The sequence below is a fragment of the Turicibacter sp. GALT-G1 genome (assembly GCF_025594995.1).
GTDB classification, from domain to species: Bacteria; Bacillota_I; Bacilli_A; order MOL361; family Turicibacteraceae; genus Turicibacter; species Turicibacter bilis.
Genome location: NZ_JAMQUS010000007.1, coordinates 73,471 through 93,165 on the forward strand (window position 1 = coordinate 73,471; position 19,695 = coordinate 93,165).

A 19,695-nucleotide genomic window follows, 5' to 3' on the forward strand; every position below is an offset into this window, starting at 1 on the left:
AGGATGTCTAACTCCCCCTAAAGAGAGGCTAATAATTTAGCCCGATGAGCGGCATAACTTTTTTTAAGATTAGCTTGGCAACTTTGTTCTGGAAAAAAAATTTCCTGTTCAACAACTGTAACTTGAGGCATCCATAACAAATATTTCGTAATATAAATTGGTCCACTCTGCTCATCAATCGTCAAATTATAATCAGACTTTATAGAAGCAGGTATTCCTTCAACTAATTCACACATGAGCTCATGATAAGGAACACAGCCCATCAATTCATTTGAAAAATAAAAATCATCTTCAGTACCGACAAAAAATTCAACCCCATCTAACAATGGCTCAATGTTTTTGAAACATTCCATATCAATATCCACATAAACTCCTCCAAAACGATATAGTAATTCATATCGCGCGATATCCGCTTTTTGTCGAATGTTTGTCGTTGAATCATAAAGCTCTTGATTCTGGAGTTTAATCATATTTTCATCAGTCCATAATCGATACTCCCAATCTGAATGATGTTTTTTCCATGAATCGATATACTGTAAACATTGTTTAGGAATTTCTGAATCGCCAATCCATATTTGATGAATAATTTTAGGAATCATTTGACTCATGTTGATCTCCTCCTTTCCTTTTCTATTAGTTTATGCAACTCTATTAAAAAAGTTCGACATTTTTAACAACACTTTCATTTTTCAATCACTTCCTTTACCTTTCTTTTCACATTTGAAATCTTTTATTTTAAACTCAAGAAAATAATCTAAATTGTAAACTATTTCATCTTGCTTAACTTAAGGTTTCAAGTTATCATTTAGTTCGAGATTATTCGTTCTTAAATGACTGAATTCAAGAAAATGATATATCATTTTACAAAAAAAGAGGAGAGAAACGTAATGAATGTTATAACAAATTTTCGTGTCTATGATTTAGAAGAGACTCTTATTTCAAGTGGTTATGCAATGATCGAAGAATATGATGAACAACACTGTATTGAACAAGCAAGCCTTTTAAAGGAAGAGATTAATGGTGAAAATCGTCACTATGCGCGCGCATTAAAATTATTAAAAGCTCCTCTAAATAGTGGACACTGTTCATTTGCTAAAGGAATTGTTGTTAATATGGACATTACTTTTACAAATAAAGCTTGGATTGAATTTCAGCGTTATCACTTTGCGGATATCATTACAGGGATGAGTACAATGCATCGTATTAGTAAATTTGATTTAGAAGCAGCGTTTAATGAATATACGGACTCAGTCATTATTGAGCGTTTAAAAGAACTTCAACAAGTTTATAACGAAACAAAATCAAAAGAAGATTATTTAAAACTTCTATACTCAACACCTGCTGGCTTAAAAATGACGGGACGTATTTCAACGAATTATCTACAATTAATGAACATCTGGTCACAACGCCATAATCATCGTTTACCTGAATGGCGTCAATTTTGTGATGAATTAATCGTTAAACTTCCATTATTTAAAGAATTCTTAATTGCTAATGGACAATTAAAAGATTGCTAATAATCATTAACCTTAAGAGCTATCTATGACGATAGCTTTTTATTATGTCATAATAAAAAGCTTGAGACACATTGATCTCAAGCTTTTTAGCGCTAGCTATGCTTCATTTTTTGAACGTTTTAAGAATCCTAGAATCACCGCTCCAACAATTGAGCCAACTAAAATAGCTACTAAATACATGAACCAGTTTCCAATTACTGGTAAAACAAAGATTCCACCGTGTGGAGCTGGTAACGTACAACCAAAAATCATCGTTAATGCCCCTGCAACAGCTGAACCAATGACACATGAAGGAATCACTTTTAATGGATCTGCGGCTGCAAATGGAATCGCCCCCTCAGTAATGAATGATAATCCCATGATATAGTTAACTTTTCCTGAGTCACGTTCTTGTTTTGTAAATCGATTTCCGAAGAATGTTGTCGCTAAAGCAATGGCAAGTGGTGGTACCATCCCTCCGGCCATAACCGCTGCCATAACCGCTTCATTTCCTGACTCTAATGAAGCAATCCCAAAGACATAAGCGGCTTTATTAAATGGTCCTCCCATATCGATTGCCATCATACCCGCTACTACAATCCCTAAAATAACTGCTGAACTTGTTCCTAAACTATTTAAGAATCCTGTTAACGCATTATTAACGAAAGCAACTGGTGGATTAATAATAAATGTCATAATCACACCAATTAAAAGTGTCCCGAATAATGGATATAATAATACCGGTTTAATTCCTTCAAGTGATTGTGGTAAGAATGAGAAGACTTTACGTAAACCTAATACTAAATATCCAGCAATAAACCCTGCAAGTAAAGCTCCTAAGAATCCTGCTCCACCTGTACTCGCTAATAACCCTCCAACAAATCCTACGACCATTGCTGGGCGATCACCAATACTTACGGCAATAAATCCTGCTAAAACAGGTAATAAGAATCCAAACGCTGCATCTCCAACCATTTTAAAGAAGGCTGCAAATGGGGTATTTGATCCAAAATTAGCTGGATTAATTGCGCGATCATCGAATAAGAAGGCTAAGGCAATTAAAATCCCTCCTGCTACAACGAAAGGTAGCATATTTGAAACACCGTTCATTAAGTGTTTATATAATTGACGTCCTAAACTTTCATTTGATTCTTCTTCAACGTCACTTGAACCCTCTGCACTATGATAAATTGGAGCATCTCCATTAATCGCACGAGTGATTAACTCCTCTGATTTATGAATTCCATCTGCTACTTTTGTTTGAATGACTTTTTTACCATTGAAACGTGCCATTTCAACCTTTTTATCGGCTGCGACGATAATCGCATCACAATGTTCAATTTCTTCTTTTGTTAGAACATTTTTAGCTCCTGCTGATCCATTTGTTTCAACTTTAATCGAGATTCCCATCTCAGCACCTTTTTTATTTAATGCCTCTGCCGCCATGAACGTATGGGCAATTCCTGTTGGACAAGCTGTAACCGCTAAAACACGAGGATATTTAGCATCTCCGCGTTTGGGAGTTTCATAAAAATCATCTTTTTGTTCTTCTGTTTCTTCAGGGAAAGACTCTGTTTCTTTTGCATCAATTAATGACAAGAACTCATCGACTGATTTGGCATTCATTAAATTTTTACGGAAATCTTCATCCATTAAAATCGTTGATAAACGAGATAACACTTCTAAGTGTGTATTATTCGCTCCATCTGGGGCTGCAATCATGAAAAATAAATGAGCTAAACTTCCATCAAATGATTCATAATCCACCCCTGATTGACTAACAGCGGCTCCTAAACAAGCTTTATTAACCGCTTTCGTTTTGGCGTGTGGAATAGCGATTCCTTCGCCAATTCCTGTTGTACTTTGCTCTTCACGCGCAATAATTCCTTTTTTATATTCTTCCTTATCGCTTAAGTTTCCACTTGCATGAACTAAATCAACTAACTCATCAATCGCAGCCATTTTATTAGTTGCTTTTAAATCTAGGGTGATTGACTGTTTACTTAATAAGTCTGTAATTCTCATCATTTAACCTCCATTTTATAATTTGGTTACATTAATTTCTGATACCAATTCATCAATATACTCTCGGGTTGCCACATCACTTGAAAAAGCTGTTGCACTTCCACTTGCAGCCCCTAATCGTAATGCCTCTTCATAACTATGATGCTTTTGGTAACCTGCAATAAATCCAGCTACCATTGAATCCCCTGCACCAACTGAATTTTTAACCGTTCCTTTTGGAACATTACTGCGATAAATCTCTCCAGTTTCTGAGATTAAAATCGCACCGTCGCCCCCCATTGAGATTAAAACATTTTGGGCACCCATTTCCTTTAACTGATTTCCGTAATGTAACAAGTCTTCTGTACTAGAAATGGTTACATTAAACATTTCAGCAATTTCATGATGGTTGGGTTTAATTAAGAATGGTCGATATTTTAAGACATTTAATAATAAGTTTTTTGTCGCATCAACGATAACCTTCACGTTTTTTGCTTCTACATATTTCATGATTTGTTCATAAAAATCATCCGGTAATGAAGCAGGAATACTTCCAGCTAGCACCAGTGTATCTTCAGATGTTAAGCGATCTAACTGTTGATATAATTTTCCAATCTCTTCCTTTGAAATCTTTGGTCCTGATCCATTGATTTCCGTCTCATCAGATAGCGTCTTTACTTTCATATTGATACGTGAATATCCCTCTTTTAACTGAATAAAGTCTGTTTTAATCCCTTTTTCTTGAAGACTACCTTTTATAAAATCACCTGTAAATCCACTAATAAAGCCAAGTGCTACATTATCAATCTCATGCTGATTTAAAATTTGTGAAACATTAATTCCTTTTCCACCTGCATAAAAATGTTCTGTGCTTACTCGATTAACTACACCTTCCGTTAATTGATCCATGTTTACAACATAATCAATGGAAGGATTTAGTGTTACTGTATAAATCATTTTCTCACTACCTTCACTGTTGTTTTATCTTGATATTGAGTCAAATCATCGTCACCATTTGTAATGATGGTTGCCTCACCTATTTCTGCAAATCGTGTAAAACTGACCTCTCCAAACTTACTATCATCGACCAAGATAAAGACATTATTTGACGCTTTAATAGCATTTTCCTTAATCATTGCTTCTTCTGGATCAGGCGTTGTAAATCCATGTAATGAATGAACACCATTACTTCCCATAAAACATTTATCAAAACGATAACGACCGAGGGCTGAAATAGCTTCATATCCAACAACCGCTTTTGTTTTTTGCTTGACTTTTCCACCAAGGACGAAGCAAGGAATATTACATTCAATTAGCGATTCAACATGTGATAACCCATTTGTCACCACTACAATCTCTTTATCTTTTAGATATTTAATCATTTCATAAGTCGTTGTTCCGGAATCAAGATAAATACTATCTCCTTCGGCGACTAATGAAGCAGCATACTGAGCGATTAAATCCTTCTGTGTAACAAATTGATGTGATTTATCATTAAAGCTTTTCTCAACAAATTTATTTTGTACTGGTACAGCACCACCGTGTACACGTTTCAAGTAATTTAATGCCTCTAATTGAACTAAATCACGACGAATCGTGGATTCAGAAATATTAAATTTTTCAACAAGGTCTGCGACTCTCACTGATCCTTTTTGCTTTAATTCAGATACAATCAATTGATGTCGTTCTTCCGTAATCACTTTTTCACCTCATCTCATAATTTACCCAATTATTAATGATATTATTAACTAAACTCATTTTTTCGAATGTTTTAACTTGATTACATTTCTATTATAAGAAAAACGTTTACAAAAGTCAATCCTTTTCAATCAAATTCATTCATTTTCATTCAAAACAAATCACGATAACAATCTAAATAGATTATAGCTACATAAATTACTATGAGATCACTCATTTTCATTCATTTTTCTTTTTAAAACCTTCATTTTCATCTTTCATTCACTCATTGAATCTATTTTATTCTGATCACCAGATGTTTAATTATTATAAAAAAAAGCTTTATTTAAAGGATAGTAACAAGTGAGACACACTTAATACTTCTTCTAAATAAAGCTAAATTAATTTTTCCCCTTAATTTCTATGTTTGTTATCCTTATTATATAGGACTAAAGTTCCCGTGCAAAATAATATAAGCAACCATTGACACCACAAAGACGCCATCCTTCTTTTCCAAGTTCATTTAATTTTTCTTCAAGCTGATCATGAAGCTCAGTATATACTGGATTTAAAGCTGATTTAATATCAATATGTAATTCCTCTAATCGGTATTCAAATTTTTTCATGATTATTAGCTCCTTTAATGGTTTGATATCACATTATAAGAAGCAAGTTGTTAAAATATGCATAAAATTTTAAACTATATAGAAACAGATAAGTTTTTCATACCAAGAAAAATTTTAGCTAGATTAAAAAGTATCTAAGTGCTAAAAGAGATATACAACAAAGTGTGCGTTAAAACTATGAATTACATTTCTGTTTGTATATATATAAAATTAATAAATCATTTATATGATTGGCGTCAAAGTTAAAGTTTCAAAATGTTAGAAACATCAGATAACGATAGAAGCAATAAAGAGTTTTCCATCGTAAAAACTTTACTGCTTCTTATATATTGATTAATTTTTCCCGCTTTGATTTTCTTGTTATTTTCTCACTTGTTCAATGTTTAAATATCGATAGCTTGGCTTTTAAAAATAGAATCATTAGTAAGCTTTGGCCCAGTAAACCATCGTCTTCGCTTTTTTTCCACAGCAGACGCACGTTTGTGAAATTTCTTCTTGGACAAATGGCATACAGCGTGATGTAAATCCAACTTCTTCTTTAATTTTATCTTCACAAGCTTGATTCATACACCACATAGCCTTTGTGAAACCTGGACGATTCTGTGCATTTTCTTTTAATTCATCCATCGTCTTCGCTGTATATGTCATCGCTTCACGCTTCGCTAAAGCTTTTGCATATAAATGACGTTGGATATCTTCTAGTAATTCTGCAACTTTTATTTCTAATTCATCGAGTGATACGACGATTTTCTCACGTGTATCACGACGAACCAAGACTGCTTGATGATTTTCAATATCTTTTGGCCCGATTTCTACACGAACAGGAATTCCTTTCATTTCATATTCACTAAACTTCCATCCTGGTGTTTTATCAGATGTATCACATTTGACACGAGCGACAGTTGCTAAGCGTGCTTGTAATTCATTCGCTTTTTCAATCACTCCTTCTTTGTGTGCGGCAATTGGAATAATAACGACTTGTGTTGGCGCTACTTTAGGTGGTAAAACAAGACCTGAACTATCTCCATGTACCATGATAATCGCACCGATTAAACGTGTTGTCACTCCCCATGATGTTTGATGTGCATATTTCATTTCAGAATCTTTATCTGCAAATTTAATATCAAAGGCTTTAGCAAATCCGGTTCCAAAATTATGTGATGTTCCACTTTGTAATGCTTTTCCATCGTGCATTAAGCTTTCAATCGTATACGTTGAATGGGCTCCAGAAAATTTTTCTTTTTCTGTTTTTTGCCCTTTAATCACTGGAATGGCTAAGAATTCTTCACACATTTTGGCATAAGTATCTAACATTAACAAGGTTTCTTCTTGAGCTTCTTCAGCCGTCGCATGAACGGTGTGACCTTCTTGCCATAAGAATTCAGTGGTACGTAAGAATGGGCGCGTTGTTTTTTCCCAGCGAACAACCGAACACCATTGATTATATTTTTTGGGTAAATCATTATAACTTTGAACAATTTTTGAATAATGATCACAGAATAAAGTTTCTGACGTTGGACGAACGACTAATCGTTCTGCTAACTTCTCATTTCCACCATGTGTCACCCAGGCTACTTCCGGTGCAAATCCTTCGACATGATCTTTTTCACGTTGTAATAGTGATTCTGGAATTAACATTGGCATATAAACATTTTCATGCCCTGTTTCTTTAAATTTTTTATCTAAATAGCTTTGAATGTTTTCCCAAATGGCATATCCATATGGACGGACAATCATACACCCTTTTACACTCGAATAATCAACTAATTCTGCTTTCTTTACAACATCGGTATACCACTGCGCAAAATCTTCATCAATCGCAGTAATGGCTTGAACAAATTTCTTACTCATGTTACGTCACTCCCTAAAATCTAAATTAAGTTCGTAGATAAGGTTCATCCTTATCTTTCATCTAGTTTAAGGGGCATCTCGGCGTTTCCTGTATACAAAAAAAACGCCGCTTTGCTCCCCAAGTAAGGGGCCAAAAACGGCGGTACCACCCTAATTATGATCATAGTCCATGGCTCTATCATCATATCTTTAAAATCGATAACGAGATCAACCGCTGTAGCTTACTCAATCTTTCGGTACAGAGCTCCAAAGCTGGTTCAAGATTCCTTTTTGAGAATTTTCACCAACCATTCTCTCTCTACAAAAAAGGGTAATCTCTACTATTCTTCTTCAACGCGAATATTTGTATTCATCTTAGCTAATAAATTTCGAATTGTAAAGTCTTTTTTTCGACTTTTTTCATTTTTACAGTTAAATAAAACGTTTTTATTCTCATCCACTACCCTTGTTTTCCTTAAAATGGATATACCATTAATACGAATCAATCAAAAAAACAGAGCTTGATTCGCTCTATTTTTACTATTTTTTTATTTTACTTAAGCTTGGAATGCTAAGTCAAAGCTTGATGCTTTTCGATTCATAGCTGCCATCGCTAATGCCTCTAATCCTTCTATCGTAATTTCTTCTAATCGTCCCATTGATAATATTTCTGCATGTGATAATGAGCACACAAAACGTGTATAAATATGATCAACCACTGGGAATTTTACCTCAGTATCTTCACAAGATAAGATGATACTTTGTCGGTTTCCTCGGATTTTAACGTTTGTTGGACATTCATTAATATAGTTGATAAATTCTTTCTCAGTTCTCATGCTAGAAAACCCCTCTCATGTTTTTTATTCATATTTTCCTTGATGTCTTCATTATAGCATGTTGTGAATTTTTGAACAATAACTTTGTGAAAAAAAACTCAATGAAACTATGTGAAAACGTACACAATTTTATAAAACTCTATTCCCCATAAGATGAGAGCGTTATAACGCCTAGTTTTGTCGAATTTTATCCACTAATCCTGACTGCGCTAACGTATACCGCATTTCAATGATATTTAATATAAATTATTCCAATATTTTTCCTTGAAGATACCTCAATAAATACCCTCATCACCAGCATCTCGCTATGGTCAACTGACCATTGCAACGATGTCACCTCTTTTTAAATGCTTTGCTCTTATTAACGTCTTTGTTGCACCAACTCTTTTAATTTTTCAATATTTTACTATTAAAAAACCTTCCTAACCGAATGGTTAGAAAGGTTCTATCTTAATAGCACTGGAACGAATCAATTTGATTAACATCCATTCCATAATAACTAAATCCCCATCCTGATGCTCTAAAACCAGCAATACTTCTGCGACCTACATACGTTAAATAAAGCCAAAATCCTTGATTTGAACGTGATGGCCAAATATATACCCATCGATATAAGCAGCCGCTAATACTACCTGCATCAATTGCAAAGGTACTAAATTGATTTTGATTTTTTTGAGGCGTAAAATTTGGAGCTGGCGTTGTTGGCATCATTTGACTACCAGAAGGCTGCGAACCTCCACTTGATGGCATATTATTTCCTATGCTAGGCCCATAAAATGGGGGTCTTGATGGAATTTGAATACTATTTGGTCCTTGATTGATAGTTGTCCACCCAAGAGCTGGATTGAAAGGTTGATTGACGATTCGAATATTTGAATAATTCATTCTATCACTCCTAACTTTTCATCTTATTTTATGAAAAATGAGAGCAATTGCTACTATCTCGAAATAAATAACCTCTTTCATTTGCTACGTTAAACTTAAAGTTCTAAAACAGCTTAAACGGAAACTAACGGCAGAATAAAAAAACTTGTCTTAGTTTCATTTTCATTGGTGCTATTTGATAATAGACTTAAGTAGACCGGTAAAATAGGCAAAATAAATGGTGAAGAAAAAGATAATACCCCTTCAATAATAACGATTCCTAATTCCGTTTCACTTCTTCCTTATAAAAAAAGTAAGCTTAACGCTTACTCATTCATCTCTTTTGTAACAATATAGTGTACTTCTTCTTCGCCTGCTTCATTCGTTTTAATCTCATTTTTAATTAATCCACAAGCTAAAAGTTCCTCAAGTCCTGGCTCTAAATCCTTTTTCGCCTCATCAATTCGGCTGAGTGCATCTAAAACATCTTCTACATTTTCAGTGATTAAATAGATGAAGTAAATATAAATATTTTTAGCTGCATCTGATAATTGTTCACTTTCTAGAATATGCTGCGGAATGTCCATCGTATTTTCATCATAGTAAAATTCAAAATTAGTATAATAACGTTTTCTCATATTTAACCTCACTTATTTGTTATAATTTCTATTATACAAGAACTACATCTAAACTCAAAGTCTATTTCATCTATTATAGATTAAGAATGACTAAACTTTACTCTTTATTTTTATCCCTTACTGCCTAATTTTATAACACATTATCTAATATTATCTCATGATTCAACACATATAGGGTCATACTATAAACTATAACCTCTAATATTTAGTCAATTAGTAAACAATGATTGAACTTTCTAACTTCCTCTTTCAAGCTAGTTTTACTCTAAAAATTTCAAGTAAGTTAATTTTACTCTGTTCTGTCTAAAAGATAGGTCAATCCCCTCAAGAACTCGTTATGACAAATCAAAGACCACTCACTTTCATTATGTCTTTGATTAAATCTTTTCATCATGAAGCAAATTAATTAAATCTTCTGCATATGATTAAGCATTACGGCGGATAGGGAGGACAAGAGAATGCTTCATCTGATTAAACAAACATTATACTATATAAAATGGAATTGGCTGACCCTCTTATTATTTGAACTTATTCATAAATTCTTTGCTTTAGTCGTCATTATCCCTATGTTTTTTTCAATTTTAACCTCAATGATGCAACAAGCCGATTTAACTTATTTAAGTCCTAGCATCATCTATCACTTTATCTTTTCCCCCTCTACCCTTATTCTAGGTTTTTCAATGATTCTTTGTTTAGGCTATTATTTCTTTTTTGAAATTCAGGCCATTTTCATTCTCATTCAATGTGCTATTTATCAACAGAGACCTTCTATTTTTAGATTAATTGAACAAAGTATTAAACAATCCTGTACGATCCTTTATCCTAAGAATATTATATTGCTATTTCCTTTAATTTTTTTCATTCCAGTATCCGCCTTTGTTTTTAAATTTGTCTTTTTAGATGGTGCCTCGATGACTGAATTTTTATTTGACTTCATTTATCAAAGGGCTCCCTTACATCCGATGTATTTCGTTTTTATCGTCCTCATTGAATTATTATGCCTTCACTTTATTTTCACTTTTCCGATTTTTATTTATAAAAAAACATCTGTTTTATCCGCTTGTCAGGAAAGCCTTCAACTGACAAAAAAGAACGTTCGTCAGCTTATCCCCTTACTAATAAGGTGGTCATTATTAGTCGCGATTGGCTTTATGACCGTTTATGGATTTTTTATTTTCAGTTGTGCACTTGTCATTAAAGTAATACTTCCATCATCGAAAGCCATGATGGTCTTTTTTAACGCTTCCTTAATGATTAAAAACATGTTAACCATCATCGCTCCAAGTCTCTTCCTAATTGGAACTTGTGCTTTTATAACCACATTATATGTTCAATCACCTCATAGTTTTATCCCTCACCTCTCTTCAGGCTATGCTTCAAAGCGCCAACATCCCATTCTATTAGCAAGTACAACTCTTATTTTAAGCCTATTAGTTGGGGAGCTCATTAGTCCAGATAATCTTTACAATGTTAATAAACACTTATCTGATGAAATGCAAATCATTGCTCATCGAGCGTCAGCTACTCATGCACCTGAAAATACATTAGCCGCCTTAGACTACGCCATATTAAGTGGCGCCCATATGGCAGAAATTGATGTTCAACAAACAAAAGATGGTGAAATTATCTTAATGCATGATGCCAATCTCAAACGAACAACTGGCTTTAATGGAAAAGTCAGTGAAGCCACTTATTCAGACATTCAAACACTTGAAGCGGGAAACTGGTTCTCTTCAGAATTTGACGGCGAACCGGTTCCAACGCTTGAAGAAGTCCTACAACGTAGTAAAGGTCAGATTACGTTGATGATTGAAATTAAAGCAAAAGATCATCCCGTTGATGTCGCACGGAAAGTCATTGAACTCATCGAAGCATATAACATGGAAAAAGAATGTCTCATCGGGGCGATGGATTATCGTGTTTTACAAGCTGTCAAAATGATTAATCCAAAAATTCAAACCGTCTACATCACTGCGTTAGCTTATGGCGATTACCAAGATCTTGAGGATGTCGACTATTATTCCATCGAAGCCTCATTTATTTCATATGCTTTAATTGATCAGATTCATCGTTCTGGAAAACAAATCTATGCGTGGACTGTCAATAAAGAATCAACCATGCAATCCATGATTTCCATGCAGGTCGATGGAATCGTCACTGATGATCCCGTTCTCTTACAAAATCAATTGACTGATATTAGTGATCCATACATCTCATTCATTTCAGATCTCCTTTTTGACCAATGAAAAAAGATTTTTTCCTAAAAACCACTGTTTTTATGAATTTCAAAAATCTCTATTATATTGAAGCATCTCTCTATTGATCACTACCTATATTTCATATAAAATTACTAAAAAAAGCGGATAATCTAATAAAGACGATGTATTGGATACGACATGCTAAACCTGATTTTGGAGTTCATGGTCAATCACGTCCATTAACTAAAGAAGCACAACAAACTACAAATGAAAATACCAATGGTCTTCTTGAACAATTCTCGCAGAAGAAGACAAACTTAGCACAAGTTAATAATGAAGAGATTAATCAGACATTCTGTCTCATTATTCATCAACCACGAAAATGTTTAGGGAAGAAAACTGCATGGGTCACCTACCCACGAAGCGGTATCCTCCTCTGGTAGGGAAGCGAGCTATTTCATCAGAAAGTATCGCATTTGTATTAACAATTCGTCTTATCCAAAAAACCTATAGAATAGCCATTGTTTGATAGTGTCTATTCTATAGGTTATATTTCATATACGTTCTAATATTCTTTTTTAATTAGAGTTAAATTTGCTGTATTGATTGCTTCTAATTTTCACTTTGTTGATTCGTCGCCTGAGCTCGTAACGTAAACATGTTCTCAAGTGCTTCTATTAACTCTGGATAAACCTTTTGCAATTCACCATTCATTTGATTCAAATTATTAAAGTATGTATTTAAGTTACCATTTGAATGGTAGCAATTGGAGTTGACATAACGCGCTTTCCAAACATTACATCCACAATAGGGATTTGCTGTTCCAAGATACAACTCATCTTCACAACTAACCAATAGAGTCCTTCCACCATAACTATATGGATCATGTAGACCATCTAAAACTCTTGGTGTAAAATGACAACCATCGGTGGATGTATAAATATCAAATCCTTTGGGATAATTATATTTATTCAATAAGCATAAAATTTTTGAGTATGCTCTAACAATCTTTGTATAATTCTCTATTCCCATATTTTCTATATATTGCTCTTTATTTTTACGAAACACCTCATATAGGAGTCGTACATTAGTTGAAGCATCATATGTGGTAAGAATTAAATGATTCTCATATTCTTTAATTTGCCACCCATAAACATTAAAGATATTGTTAAATCCTGAATTAAATCCCGAAATGCTTTTATTTCTTTTTCCAGTCGAAGGAGAGGATGAAAGTAATGGCTTCCCTCCTACAACAACTTCCCAGTTATCATTTTTATCAACCCGAATTAAATCAAAGCCGAGTGGTGCAAATAAAGCTAATGGTAACTCTTTAGTCACAGCAATATACAGATGATTTTTAAAGACTCCAGTAGACATCACATTTCGATTCATTGCATCTCCAAATCCTTTATCAGCAACTAGTGTCCAATCATTCATGGTTGGATAGCTATCATTCGAACGCCAGATTTCAGCTCCACTTTCAGTCTCAATCCCTACATACAGTTTATGATTAAAAACTTGTAAGCTATCAACTCCACCAACTGGATTTTGGCTTGGAATAAAAGAACGACTATTAGGGTTAATCACTAACTCAAAAGGTTCAAATTCAGGATCTTGGCTTGAATATAAATATGGCATTCCTCCACCTATGGCTTCATCCAATGTGGCGATATACAATCTACCATTCAAAGAGGCAAAAGCTCTCGAGCTTGTCCCAACCAATTCAGGGGTGTATAATTTTTTCCAGTGTACTCCATCCTCACTTTTAAAGACATACACCTCTTCACCAATCGTTGCGGCATAAATGGCACAAGAATACTCCGATTGATGTGTAATCATCGCTCGAAATCCATAACTATTATCGGAAGAATTAGTCTTAAAGACTCGTTGCCATGGACAGCTTCCATCCTTTTTATATCTCCAAATTTCAGCGTTATTATCGATTCCAGTTGTAATGATAGGATTTTGATTTAATTGACCACTAAAACTAGTAGCAGCAGAAATCAACATATTCCTGCAAGTTCCCACATAAATATAATCTCCAAATTCCACCATTGACCAAGCATAACTATTTTGTCTTGCATTAGCTGGATCATTAATATCAAATCCTTGAATTTTATTTAATCTTTCAAACCATAACATACGATTTCTCCTTTAGTCTCAAACTATTCATATAGTTCATTATATGGAAGAATGGCTCGTAAAGTGATGACTAGAAAGTTACTTTCCCTCTTTTCTATCATGACTGAGACTAACCTCCTAATTCAGATACTCCATACATGTTAATCTTTTTCCCAACGTCGCTTTTTATGATATAATGGTTATTATTAATAAACAGGTGATACAAATGAAAAAAACAGTCAAAGTCGTTGGTGCTATTATCATCAATGAGTGTGATGAAGTGTTATGTGCGCTTCGTTCACCCAAGATGAGCCTACCGAACTATTGGGAGTTTCCAGGTGGAAAGATTGAGCCTAATGAAAGTATCGAAGATGCTGTTATTCGTGAAATTCAGGAAGAATTAGACTGTACAATAAAAGCTCTTCAAGTATTCAATGATTATACGCATGAATATGAACACATTTTTGTCAACTTAATCACCGTCCTCTGCGAGTTAGTTCAGGGGACACCGAATGCTAATGAACACGCAGAATTACGCTGGGTGTCAAAATCTCAACTCAATAAATTAAACTGGGCACCCGCTGATCTTCCTGCTGTCCATGAACTAATGAAATAACAAAAAGAGTCTTTGAAACCTAAGGGTTCTAGACTCTTTTTTGTTATACTTTATAATTAAATTCTCGATATAACGCTGCTGGGATTTTATGCTCAAGTTCCATTTGAATCGTTATAGGCTTATTTCCTTCTGCGTGAATGGTATTTCCTCTTCCAATATAGATATATGGTTGAACTTCACCATCAATCTTTTTAAATTTACGCACAAATAAGTGAAGATTAATTCCCTTCTCTTTATTATGAATAATCTTTTGTCCACGTTCTGAATCTTGAGTTGTAGCATTTGGAGACTGCCATTGAAACTTATCTGCTGAAATAAACTGATCTTGATAATTAATGCTTTCTTTTATGTCTTCTTCTTTATGTAAATCAACAAATAAGAAGAAATCATTCTGATAGGTTAACAATCCACTTCCTCTAAATGCACTATGTTTTTTATCATAGTTTGCCAGTTTAGCAACCTCCTTCATCATATAAGATTCATATAACTTGAAGAAAGGTAATCCATAATCATTAGTTCCAAATTCCTCTTGGTAACGGACTAATCCATACATTAAGACATCTTCTAAATAAGGTTTAAAATGAGGGGCATGACGTAATTGATTAAACACCGGTAATACGACTATCGTTTGACCGAGACACTCGAAAAGTTTTAAATACTGAGAAACTTCACCTGTGTCATAATAAACTTGACCTAAACATTGTAAGGCATGTAACACACTTTCCTCACACACGGCATCGACATACTTTAATACCTCTTTGATAGCCATCTCTAAATCTAGATGCATCACTTCAGGATGACGCATTAAATAATTTAATAAGATGAACTCATATGGTCGCCTTAGAGGAAGTTGACCTGACCATTCACGCACTACTTTAACAAATTCATCGGCACCTAAAAGTGACAAAAGAAATGAATCTTGTTCAACTTTAGCAACAAAATTAAGATAAGTTTTTTCTTTTTTAATGAACGATACTGGATCAGGTGCCCCTTCATATTTTAAATAATCACTTAACATATACGGCGTCTGTCCTCGATTCATTCGTTTAAATTCTTGGTAAGTTTCCCTTAAATATGCCATCGAATTAAAATTCTCAGACTCTAATTGTGTTAAAATTTGCTCCTTTGAAATACTATCTAAAATGATAAAACTGTCTCCTGGAATATCAGGGAATCCCGTTGATACGGCTACTTTCAAACTATCTTTATCATAAAAACGATCACCATTTAGTGCAATCGCAGTTAAGAATGATTTATGATGATTACCAATAAAATCTAAAACAGTTAAAAACTCTTTATTTTCTTGCTTACGTAATCCACGACCTAATTGTTGGATAAAGATAATTGGCGATTGTGTCGGACGAAGCATAAGTACCAAATTAATAGATGGAATATCGACTCCTTCGTTAAAAATATCAACCGTAAAAATCACTTCTAATGGATCCTGATCATCTTCTAGACGTTGAATTATGACTTGTCGCTCTTCGGGAGAATGATTCCCCGTTAAACAAGCACTTACAACTCCCGCTTCATTAAATTTTTGCGTCATATACTCCGCATGCTCCACACTAACACAAAAACCAATTGCCTTACGATATTCCCCATCATACCCAAATAATTGCATCTGCTCTAAAATAAAATTAACCCGTTCATTGACTTTAAGTCGCTTTGTTATTTCATGAATTTGATCCAACTTAACATCACTTAAATTCACACCTTCGATATCACGGATCCCAAAATAATGAAAAGGAACAATCAAATTTTCTTCAAGTGCTTCACGAAGACGAACCTCTAATGCAACATGACCATCAAAACAATCAAAAATATTAAAATCATCACAACGTTCTGGTGTTGCTGTCATTCCCAGTAAAAATTTAGGTGTAAAATAATCTAATAATTTTTGATAGGACTGGCCACCAACATGATGTGCTTCATCAATAATGACATAATCAAAATAATCACGTGGATACTGCTCATAGTAACGCGACATCGTCTGTACCGTTGCAAATAAATAATCCGCCTCTATCTCTTTCACATTCCCCGTATAAAGCCCCATCGATATATTACAATCCCCCATTACTTTCTCAAACGTGACCTTCGCACTTCGTAAAATCTCCTCTCGATGCACTACAAACAATAACTTTCTAGGTTTGACCTGACTGACATCAAATGCCGACATATAAGTCTTACCAGTTCCTGTTGCTGCAATCACTAAAGCTTTCTTTTCTCCTCTTTGACGAAGTGAATTCAGTCGTTTCATGGCCGCTTGTTGCATCAGATTTGGACGAACCTCACTTGGTAATAATAGTGCATCTTCTACTTCTAACAAGCTCTCTCTTTCAAAAGCCTTAAATCTTTGATAGCTGGCTTTGTACTTTTCTAATTTCTCTTTCGTTAAACTACCTGCAGCTTCCCATAACAATTCATAATCAGATAATACGTCCTCAACCATTACATCACTCTTTGATTTAGTTAACTTCACATTCCATTCAATATTTTCTTTTAATGCACTCGTCGTTAAATTGGATGAACCAATATAAACCTCAACAAGCTCTCCTTTCATAAATAGATAACCTTTTGCATGAAGTCCCCCTTCAATGACTTGATCATATAAACGAACTTCTATATTTTTAAAAGATTGTAACTTCTCAATCGCCTTCGGTTCTGAAAATTGCTGATATGTTGATGTCAAAACGCGACCATAAATACCACGTTGTTCCAATTCACTTAACTTTTGAACTAATAGCTGAACTCCACCAAACGTCATAAAGGCCACCGTAAAACAAAAACCTTCACACTGATCCAGTGATTGAAGTAAGTCACTCAGTACTGTCACGCCACCTTGGTTTCGAATAAATACTGTCTCTTGTTCCATCTCTGACACTCCTTACAACATTTCACTTACAATAAGATCATTTTAGCACAGTATTCCTCAATCGATCTACGACAAAAATAAAACTAGAGGATTTCCTCTAGCTTTATTTTTATTCAATAACTTCCTCTCTTTCCTCCTTATATTTTATATTCTCGCCCCATCCATATAACTCATCATGACCTTGATATTTCATGCTTGTTAATATCGTCTTTATATATTCCACTTCTCTTAATATCTTTTGATACTGCTTTGATGAACAAAAAACATCTGCAGTGATAAATCGTAAATGAATTTCTGGCATCTTGATGTTTGTAGTCATAACTTGTACTTCAAGTCTTGTACAAACTTCATCGACAGTGCGGTAATTGAGTTGATTCTTATAAAAGCTTCGTTCATTTATTAACTCGACTGAGACAATATCACAAAAATCAAAAATATGTATCCTTTTATAATCTGGCATAACCTTTTCTTTTTGAATCACAAACCATTTATTATGTCGACTATCTACATAAATGATCGTCTTATCATCTCCCATTTCTTCATCAAAACTTAGTTTCAACTTTTGATAGACTTCATTTAATTGCATTCCTTGATGAAGTCGATGATTATATCTTTCATGTTTCCTATTTTTTATCATTGGTAATTTTATAAATCCAATCCCCATTAAACCTATAGCTATAACTAATAAAAGATGACCTGCAATTCCTAGAAAATCAAACGACTTTAGACAAATCCATGCTATCAACACACTCATGACAAAATACCATACGGCCTCATTTCTTTGTTCATTCATTTGATCACCTCAAATCTACTGTTTAATCAAGCTCTCAGTAGTATTTATCAGCTAGCCTCTATTTATACTAAGGAATTTTAATATAAGCCATTCATGTTCTTCTTATGCGATAAAGCTTTTATTCCTAACCCTCTTTTTCACTAGTTCACCAAATAAGTGACTAACTTCATTAAAATTTGAAGAGGAATCTTACGTTGATCAATAGCACAATTAATCATAAATGACTCACGCTCTAAATACACTGAAAGTCAACGATTTAGTAGAAATTAACGATATTATCCCCCCTGCTAATATCAGTAGCTATATTTATATGATGCTATGAAATCCTCTATCCCATGTATTTTTCATCTATTGATCCCATTCATCTAACCACTTATCGTAATCCTGGTCATAACAACAATCAACCCTATTTATCTTTATATCGTTTGCAATTTTTTCTGATTTCATCATAAAAAAAGCCATCTCGATTTCAAATCCAGATGGCTTTTAGGTAAAGTTTCTAGCAAAGAATACAATACACTACCTATTTTAATTCTCCAAATAGAAAATGACACCCCAATATCTATTTTCTATTTTTCTTCCCTTACCTTTCTATTATAAAAATTTTAACCGGCAGAATTTGTCGGATTTTATATTCTGTCAGATACTTTTTTTCAGATTGTCACTTCTTTTCTCAACTTGCTCCTCAATTTTACAAGCTAACATCATTTAAATAACCTCTTTTTGAAAATTAAGTTGCAATGATTTCTCAACTAGCCCACTGACTGAAAGCGATTGTTTAATGACAAAACCAATATGACCTTCATATACTACTTTTAACCACAAGCCATCAACATCAATCACCTCAAATTTCGTATGAGATGGGATTACTGTTAAAACTTCAGCAATCATTGATTTTTCCGCTCGTAATTTTAAACTTGTCCATGTATATTGATAGACAGACATGTGGTGTTTCAAAACTTTCACTTTAAATTCATCCTTTCTAATGACATTTCAATGCATTTTATGCTAATTTTTTGAATTTGTTACCGATGAATTTTTAAATTTTTCCTCACCTTGTTACTTTTTTTGAATCGTTAGTTTTTGATGATATGAATCACCAAAAATTCACATAATAATCA

Annotated in this window: 17 protein-coding genes and 1 other annotated feature; of the genes, 4 read left to right on the plus strand and 13 right to left on the minus strand. The window is 33.9% G+C overall.

What is annotated here, in order from left to right:
* Positions 1-17: 17 nt before the first annotated feature.
* Positions 18-608 carry a glycosyltransferase family 32 protein gene (locus tag NEH74_RS01310; protein ID WP_055305394.1) on the minus strand — a complete coding sequence of 197 codons (591 nt, stop codon included), beginning with the start codon at positions 606-608 and terminating at the stop codon, positions 18-20.
* 279 nt (positions 609-887) lie between these two features.
* Between NEH74_RS01310 and NEH74_RS01315 the strand changes: the two genes are divergently transcribed.
* Entirely contained in the window at positions 888-1,517 is a 630-nt protein-coding gene (locus tag NEH74_RS01315; RefSeq protein ID WP_055275378.1) for a hypothetical protein, read from the plus strand.
* Positions 1,518-1,613: 96 nt separating this feature from the next.
* Here NEH74_RS01315 and NEH74_RS01320 read toward each other — a convergent pair whose 3' ends face one another.
* The 8 genes from NEH74_RS01320 to NEH74_RS01355 form a co-directional block, all read right to left on the minus strand.
* Positions 1,614-3,521, minus strand: a complete 1,908-nt coding sequence (locus tag NEH74_RS01320; RefSeq protein ID WP_055305393.1) for a fructose-specific PTS transporter subunit EIIC — start codon at positions 3,519-3,521, stop codon at positions 1,614-1,616.
* 15 nt (positions 3,522-3,536) lie between these two features.
* Positions 3,537-4,457, minus strand: a complete 921-nt coding sequence (gene pfkB / locus NEH74_RS01325) for a 1-phosphofructokinase (protein ID WP_055305392.1) — start codon at positions 4,455-4,457, stop codon at positions 3,537-3,539.
* The gene (locus NEH74_RS01330; protein WP_055305391.1) at positions 4,454-5,200 is read right to left on the minus strand and encodes a DeoR/GlpR family DNA-binding transcription regulator; all 747 of its coding nucleotides are present in this window, start codon (positions 5,198-5,200) and stop codon (positions 4,454-4,456) included. The genes pfkB and NEH74_RS01330 overlap by 4 nt, the downstream gene beginning before the upstream one ends.
* Positions 5,201-5,626: 426 nt before the next feature.
* Positions 5,627-5,803 carry a hypothetical protein gene (locus tag NEH74_RS01335; protein ID WP_172676267.1) on the minus strand — a complete coding sequence of 59 codons (177 nt, stop codon included), beginning with the start codon at positions 5,801-5,803 and terminating at the stop codon, positions 5,627-5,629.
* Between the two features lie 420 nt (positions 5,804-6,223).
* The gene (gene proS, locus NEH74_RS01340) at positions 6,224-7,654 is read right to left on the minus strand and encodes a proline--tRNA ligase (RefSeq protein WP_055305390.1); all 1,431 of its coding nucleotides are present in this window, start codon (positions 7,652-7,654) and stop codon (positions 6,224-6,226) included.
* A gap of 122 nt (positions 7,655-7,776) precedes the next feature.
* Positions 7,777-7,997: a binding site (T-box leader), on the minus strand.
* A 193-nt stretch (positions 7,998-8,190) separates the two neighbouring features.
* Complete coding sequence (locus NEH74_RS01345) at positions 8,191-8,469, minus strand: hypothetical protein (RefSeq protein WP_055242216.1); 279 nt, start codon at positions 8,467-8,469, stop codon at positions 8,191-8,193.
* Between the two features lie 450 nt (positions 8,470-8,919).
* Positions 8,920-9,354 (minus strand): hypothetical protein, encoded by a 435-nt coding sequence (locus NEH74_RS01350; RefSeq protein ID WP_055275370.1) that lies wholly within the window; start codon positions 9,352-9,354, stop codon positions 8,920-8,922.
* A gap of 305 nt (positions 9,355-9,659) precedes the next feature.
* Entirely contained in the window at positions 9,660-9,971 is a 312-nt protein-coding gene (locus NEH74_RS01355; RefSeq protein WP_055275368.1) for a hypothetical protein, read from the minus strand.
* Positions 9,972-10,429: 458 nt separating this feature from the next.
* Between NEH74_RS01355 and NEH74_RS01360 the strand changes: the two genes are divergently transcribed.
* Together NEH74_RS01360 and NEH74_RS01365 are read left to right on the plus strand one after the other, a co-directional pair.
* Positions 10,430-12,217 carry a glycerophosphodiester phosphodiesterase gene (locus NEH74_RS01360; protein ID WP_055305389.1) on the plus strand — a complete coding sequence of 596 codons (1,788 nt, stop codon included), beginning with the start codon at positions 10,430-10,432 and terminating at the stop codon, positions 12,215-12,217.
* A 134-nt stretch (positions 12,218-12,351) separates the two neighbouring features.
* Positions 12,352-12,612 (plus strand): hypothetical protein, encoded by a 261-nt coding sequence (locus tag NEH74_RS01365; RefSeq protein WP_055275364.1) that lies wholly within the window; start codon positions 12,352-12,354, stop codon positions 12,610-12,612.
* Between the two features lie 169 nt (positions 12,613-12,781).
* Here NEH74_RS01365 and NEH74_RS01370 read toward each other — a convergent pair whose 3' ends face one another.
* Entirely contained in the window at positions 12,782-14,311 is a 1,530-nt protein-coding gene (locus tag NEH74_RS01370) for a hypothetical protein (RefSeq protein ID WP_055305388.1), read from the minus strand.
* A 205-nt stretch (positions 14,312-14,516) separates the two neighbouring features.
* On the opposite strand from NEH74_RS01370, the gene NEH74_RS01375 reads away from it, so the two are divergent.
* The gene (locus NEH74_RS01375) at positions 14,517-14,906 is read left to right on the plus strand and encodes a (deoxy)nucleoside triphosphate pyrophosphohydrolase (RefSeq protein ID WP_055242202.1); all 390 of its coding nucleotides are present in this window, start codon (positions 14,517-14,519) and stop codon (positions 14,904-14,906) included.
* A 43-nt stretch (positions 14,907-14,949) separates the two neighbouring features.
* Here NEH74_RS01375 and NEH74_RS01380 read toward each other — a convergent pair whose 3' ends face one another.
* The 3 genes from NEH74_RS01380 to NEH74_RS01390 form a co-directional block, all read right to left on the minus strand.
* Positions 14,950-17,781 (minus strand): DEAD/DEAH box helicase, encoded by a 2,832-nt coding sequence (locus NEH74_RS01380; RefSeq protein ID WP_055305387.1) that lies wholly within the window; start codon positions 17,779-17,781, stop codon positions 14,950-14,952.
* A gap of 109 nt (positions 17,782-17,890) precedes the next feature.
* Positions 17,891-18,574 carry a hypothetical protein gene (locus tag NEH74_RS01385; RefSeq protein ID WP_262940955.1) on the minus strand — a complete coding sequence of 228 codons (684 nt, stop codon included), beginning with the start codon at positions 18,572-18,574 and terminating at the stop codon, positions 17,891-17,893.
* 708 nt (positions 18,575-19,282) lie between these two features.
* Positions 19,283-19,540 carry an SH3 domain-containing protein gene (locus tag NEH74_RS01390; RefSeq protein WP_055305386.1) on the minus strand — a complete coding sequence of 86 codons (258 nt, stop codon included), beginning with the start codon at positions 19,538-19,540 and terminating at the stop codon, positions 19,283-19,285.
* Between the last annotated feature and the right edge of the window lie 155 nt (positions 19,541-19,695).

Bases quoted from the DNA above. Each gene is read 5' to 3' on its own strand.
- NEH74_RS01310 (WP_055305394.1), bottom strand. From the start codon at position 608: ATGAGTCAAATGATTCCTAAAATTATTCATCAAATATGGATTGGCGAT.
- NEH74_RS01315 (WP_055275378.1), top strand. From the start codon at position 888: ATGAATGTTATAACAAATTTTCGTGTCTATGATTTAGAAGAGACTCTT.
- NEH74_RS01320 (WP_055305393.1), bottom strand. From the start codon at position 3,521: ATGAGAATTACAGACTTATTAAGTAAACAGTCAATCACCCTAGATTTA.
- pfkB (WP_055305392.1), bottom strand. From the start codon at position 4,457: ATGATTTATACAGTAACACTAAATCCTTCCATTGATTATGTTGTAAAC.
- NEH74_RS01335 (WP_172676267.1), bottom strand. From the start codon at position 5,803: ATGAAAAAATTTGAATACCGATTAGAGGAATTACATATTGATATTAAA.
- proS (WP_055305390.1), bottom strand. From the start codon at position 7,654: ATGAGTAAGAAATTTGTTCAAGCCATTACTGCGATTGATGAAGATTTT.
- NEH74_RS01345 (WP_055242216.1), bottom strand. From the start codon at position 8,469: ATGAGAACTGAGAAAGAATTTATCAACTATATTAATGAATGTCCAACA.
- NEH74_RS01350 (WP_055275370.1), bottom strand. From the start codon at position 9,354: ATGAATTATTCAAATATTCGAATCGTCAATCAACCTTTCAATCCAGCT.
- NEH74_RS01355 (WP_055275368.1), bottom strand. From the start codon at position 9,971: ATGAGAAAACGTTATTATACTAATTTTGAATTTTACTATGATGAAAAT.
- NEH74_RS01360 (WP_055305389.1), top strand. From the start codon at position 10,430: ATGCTTCATCTGATTAAACAAACATTATACTATATAAAATGGAATTGG.
- NEH74_RS01365 (WP_055275364.1), top strand. From the start codon at position 12,352: ATGTATTGGATACGACATGCTAAACCTGATTTTGGAGTTCATGGTCAA.
- NEH74_RS01370 (WP_055305388.1), bottom strand. From the start codon at position 14,311: ATGTTATGGTTTGAAAGATTAAATAAAATTCAAGGATTTGATATTAAT.
- NEH74_RS01375 (WP_055242202.1), top strand. From the start codon at position 14,517: ATGAAAAAAACAGTCAAAGTCGTTGGTGCTATTATCATCAATGAGTGT.
- NEH74_RS01380 (WP_055305387.1), bottom strand. From the start codon at position 17,781: ATGGAACAAGAGACAGTATTTATTCGAAACCAAGGTGGCGTGACAGTA.
- NEH74_RS01385 (WP_262940955.1), bottom strand. From the start codon at position 18,574: ATGAATGAACAAAGAAATGAGGCCGTATGGTATTTTGTCATGAGTGTG.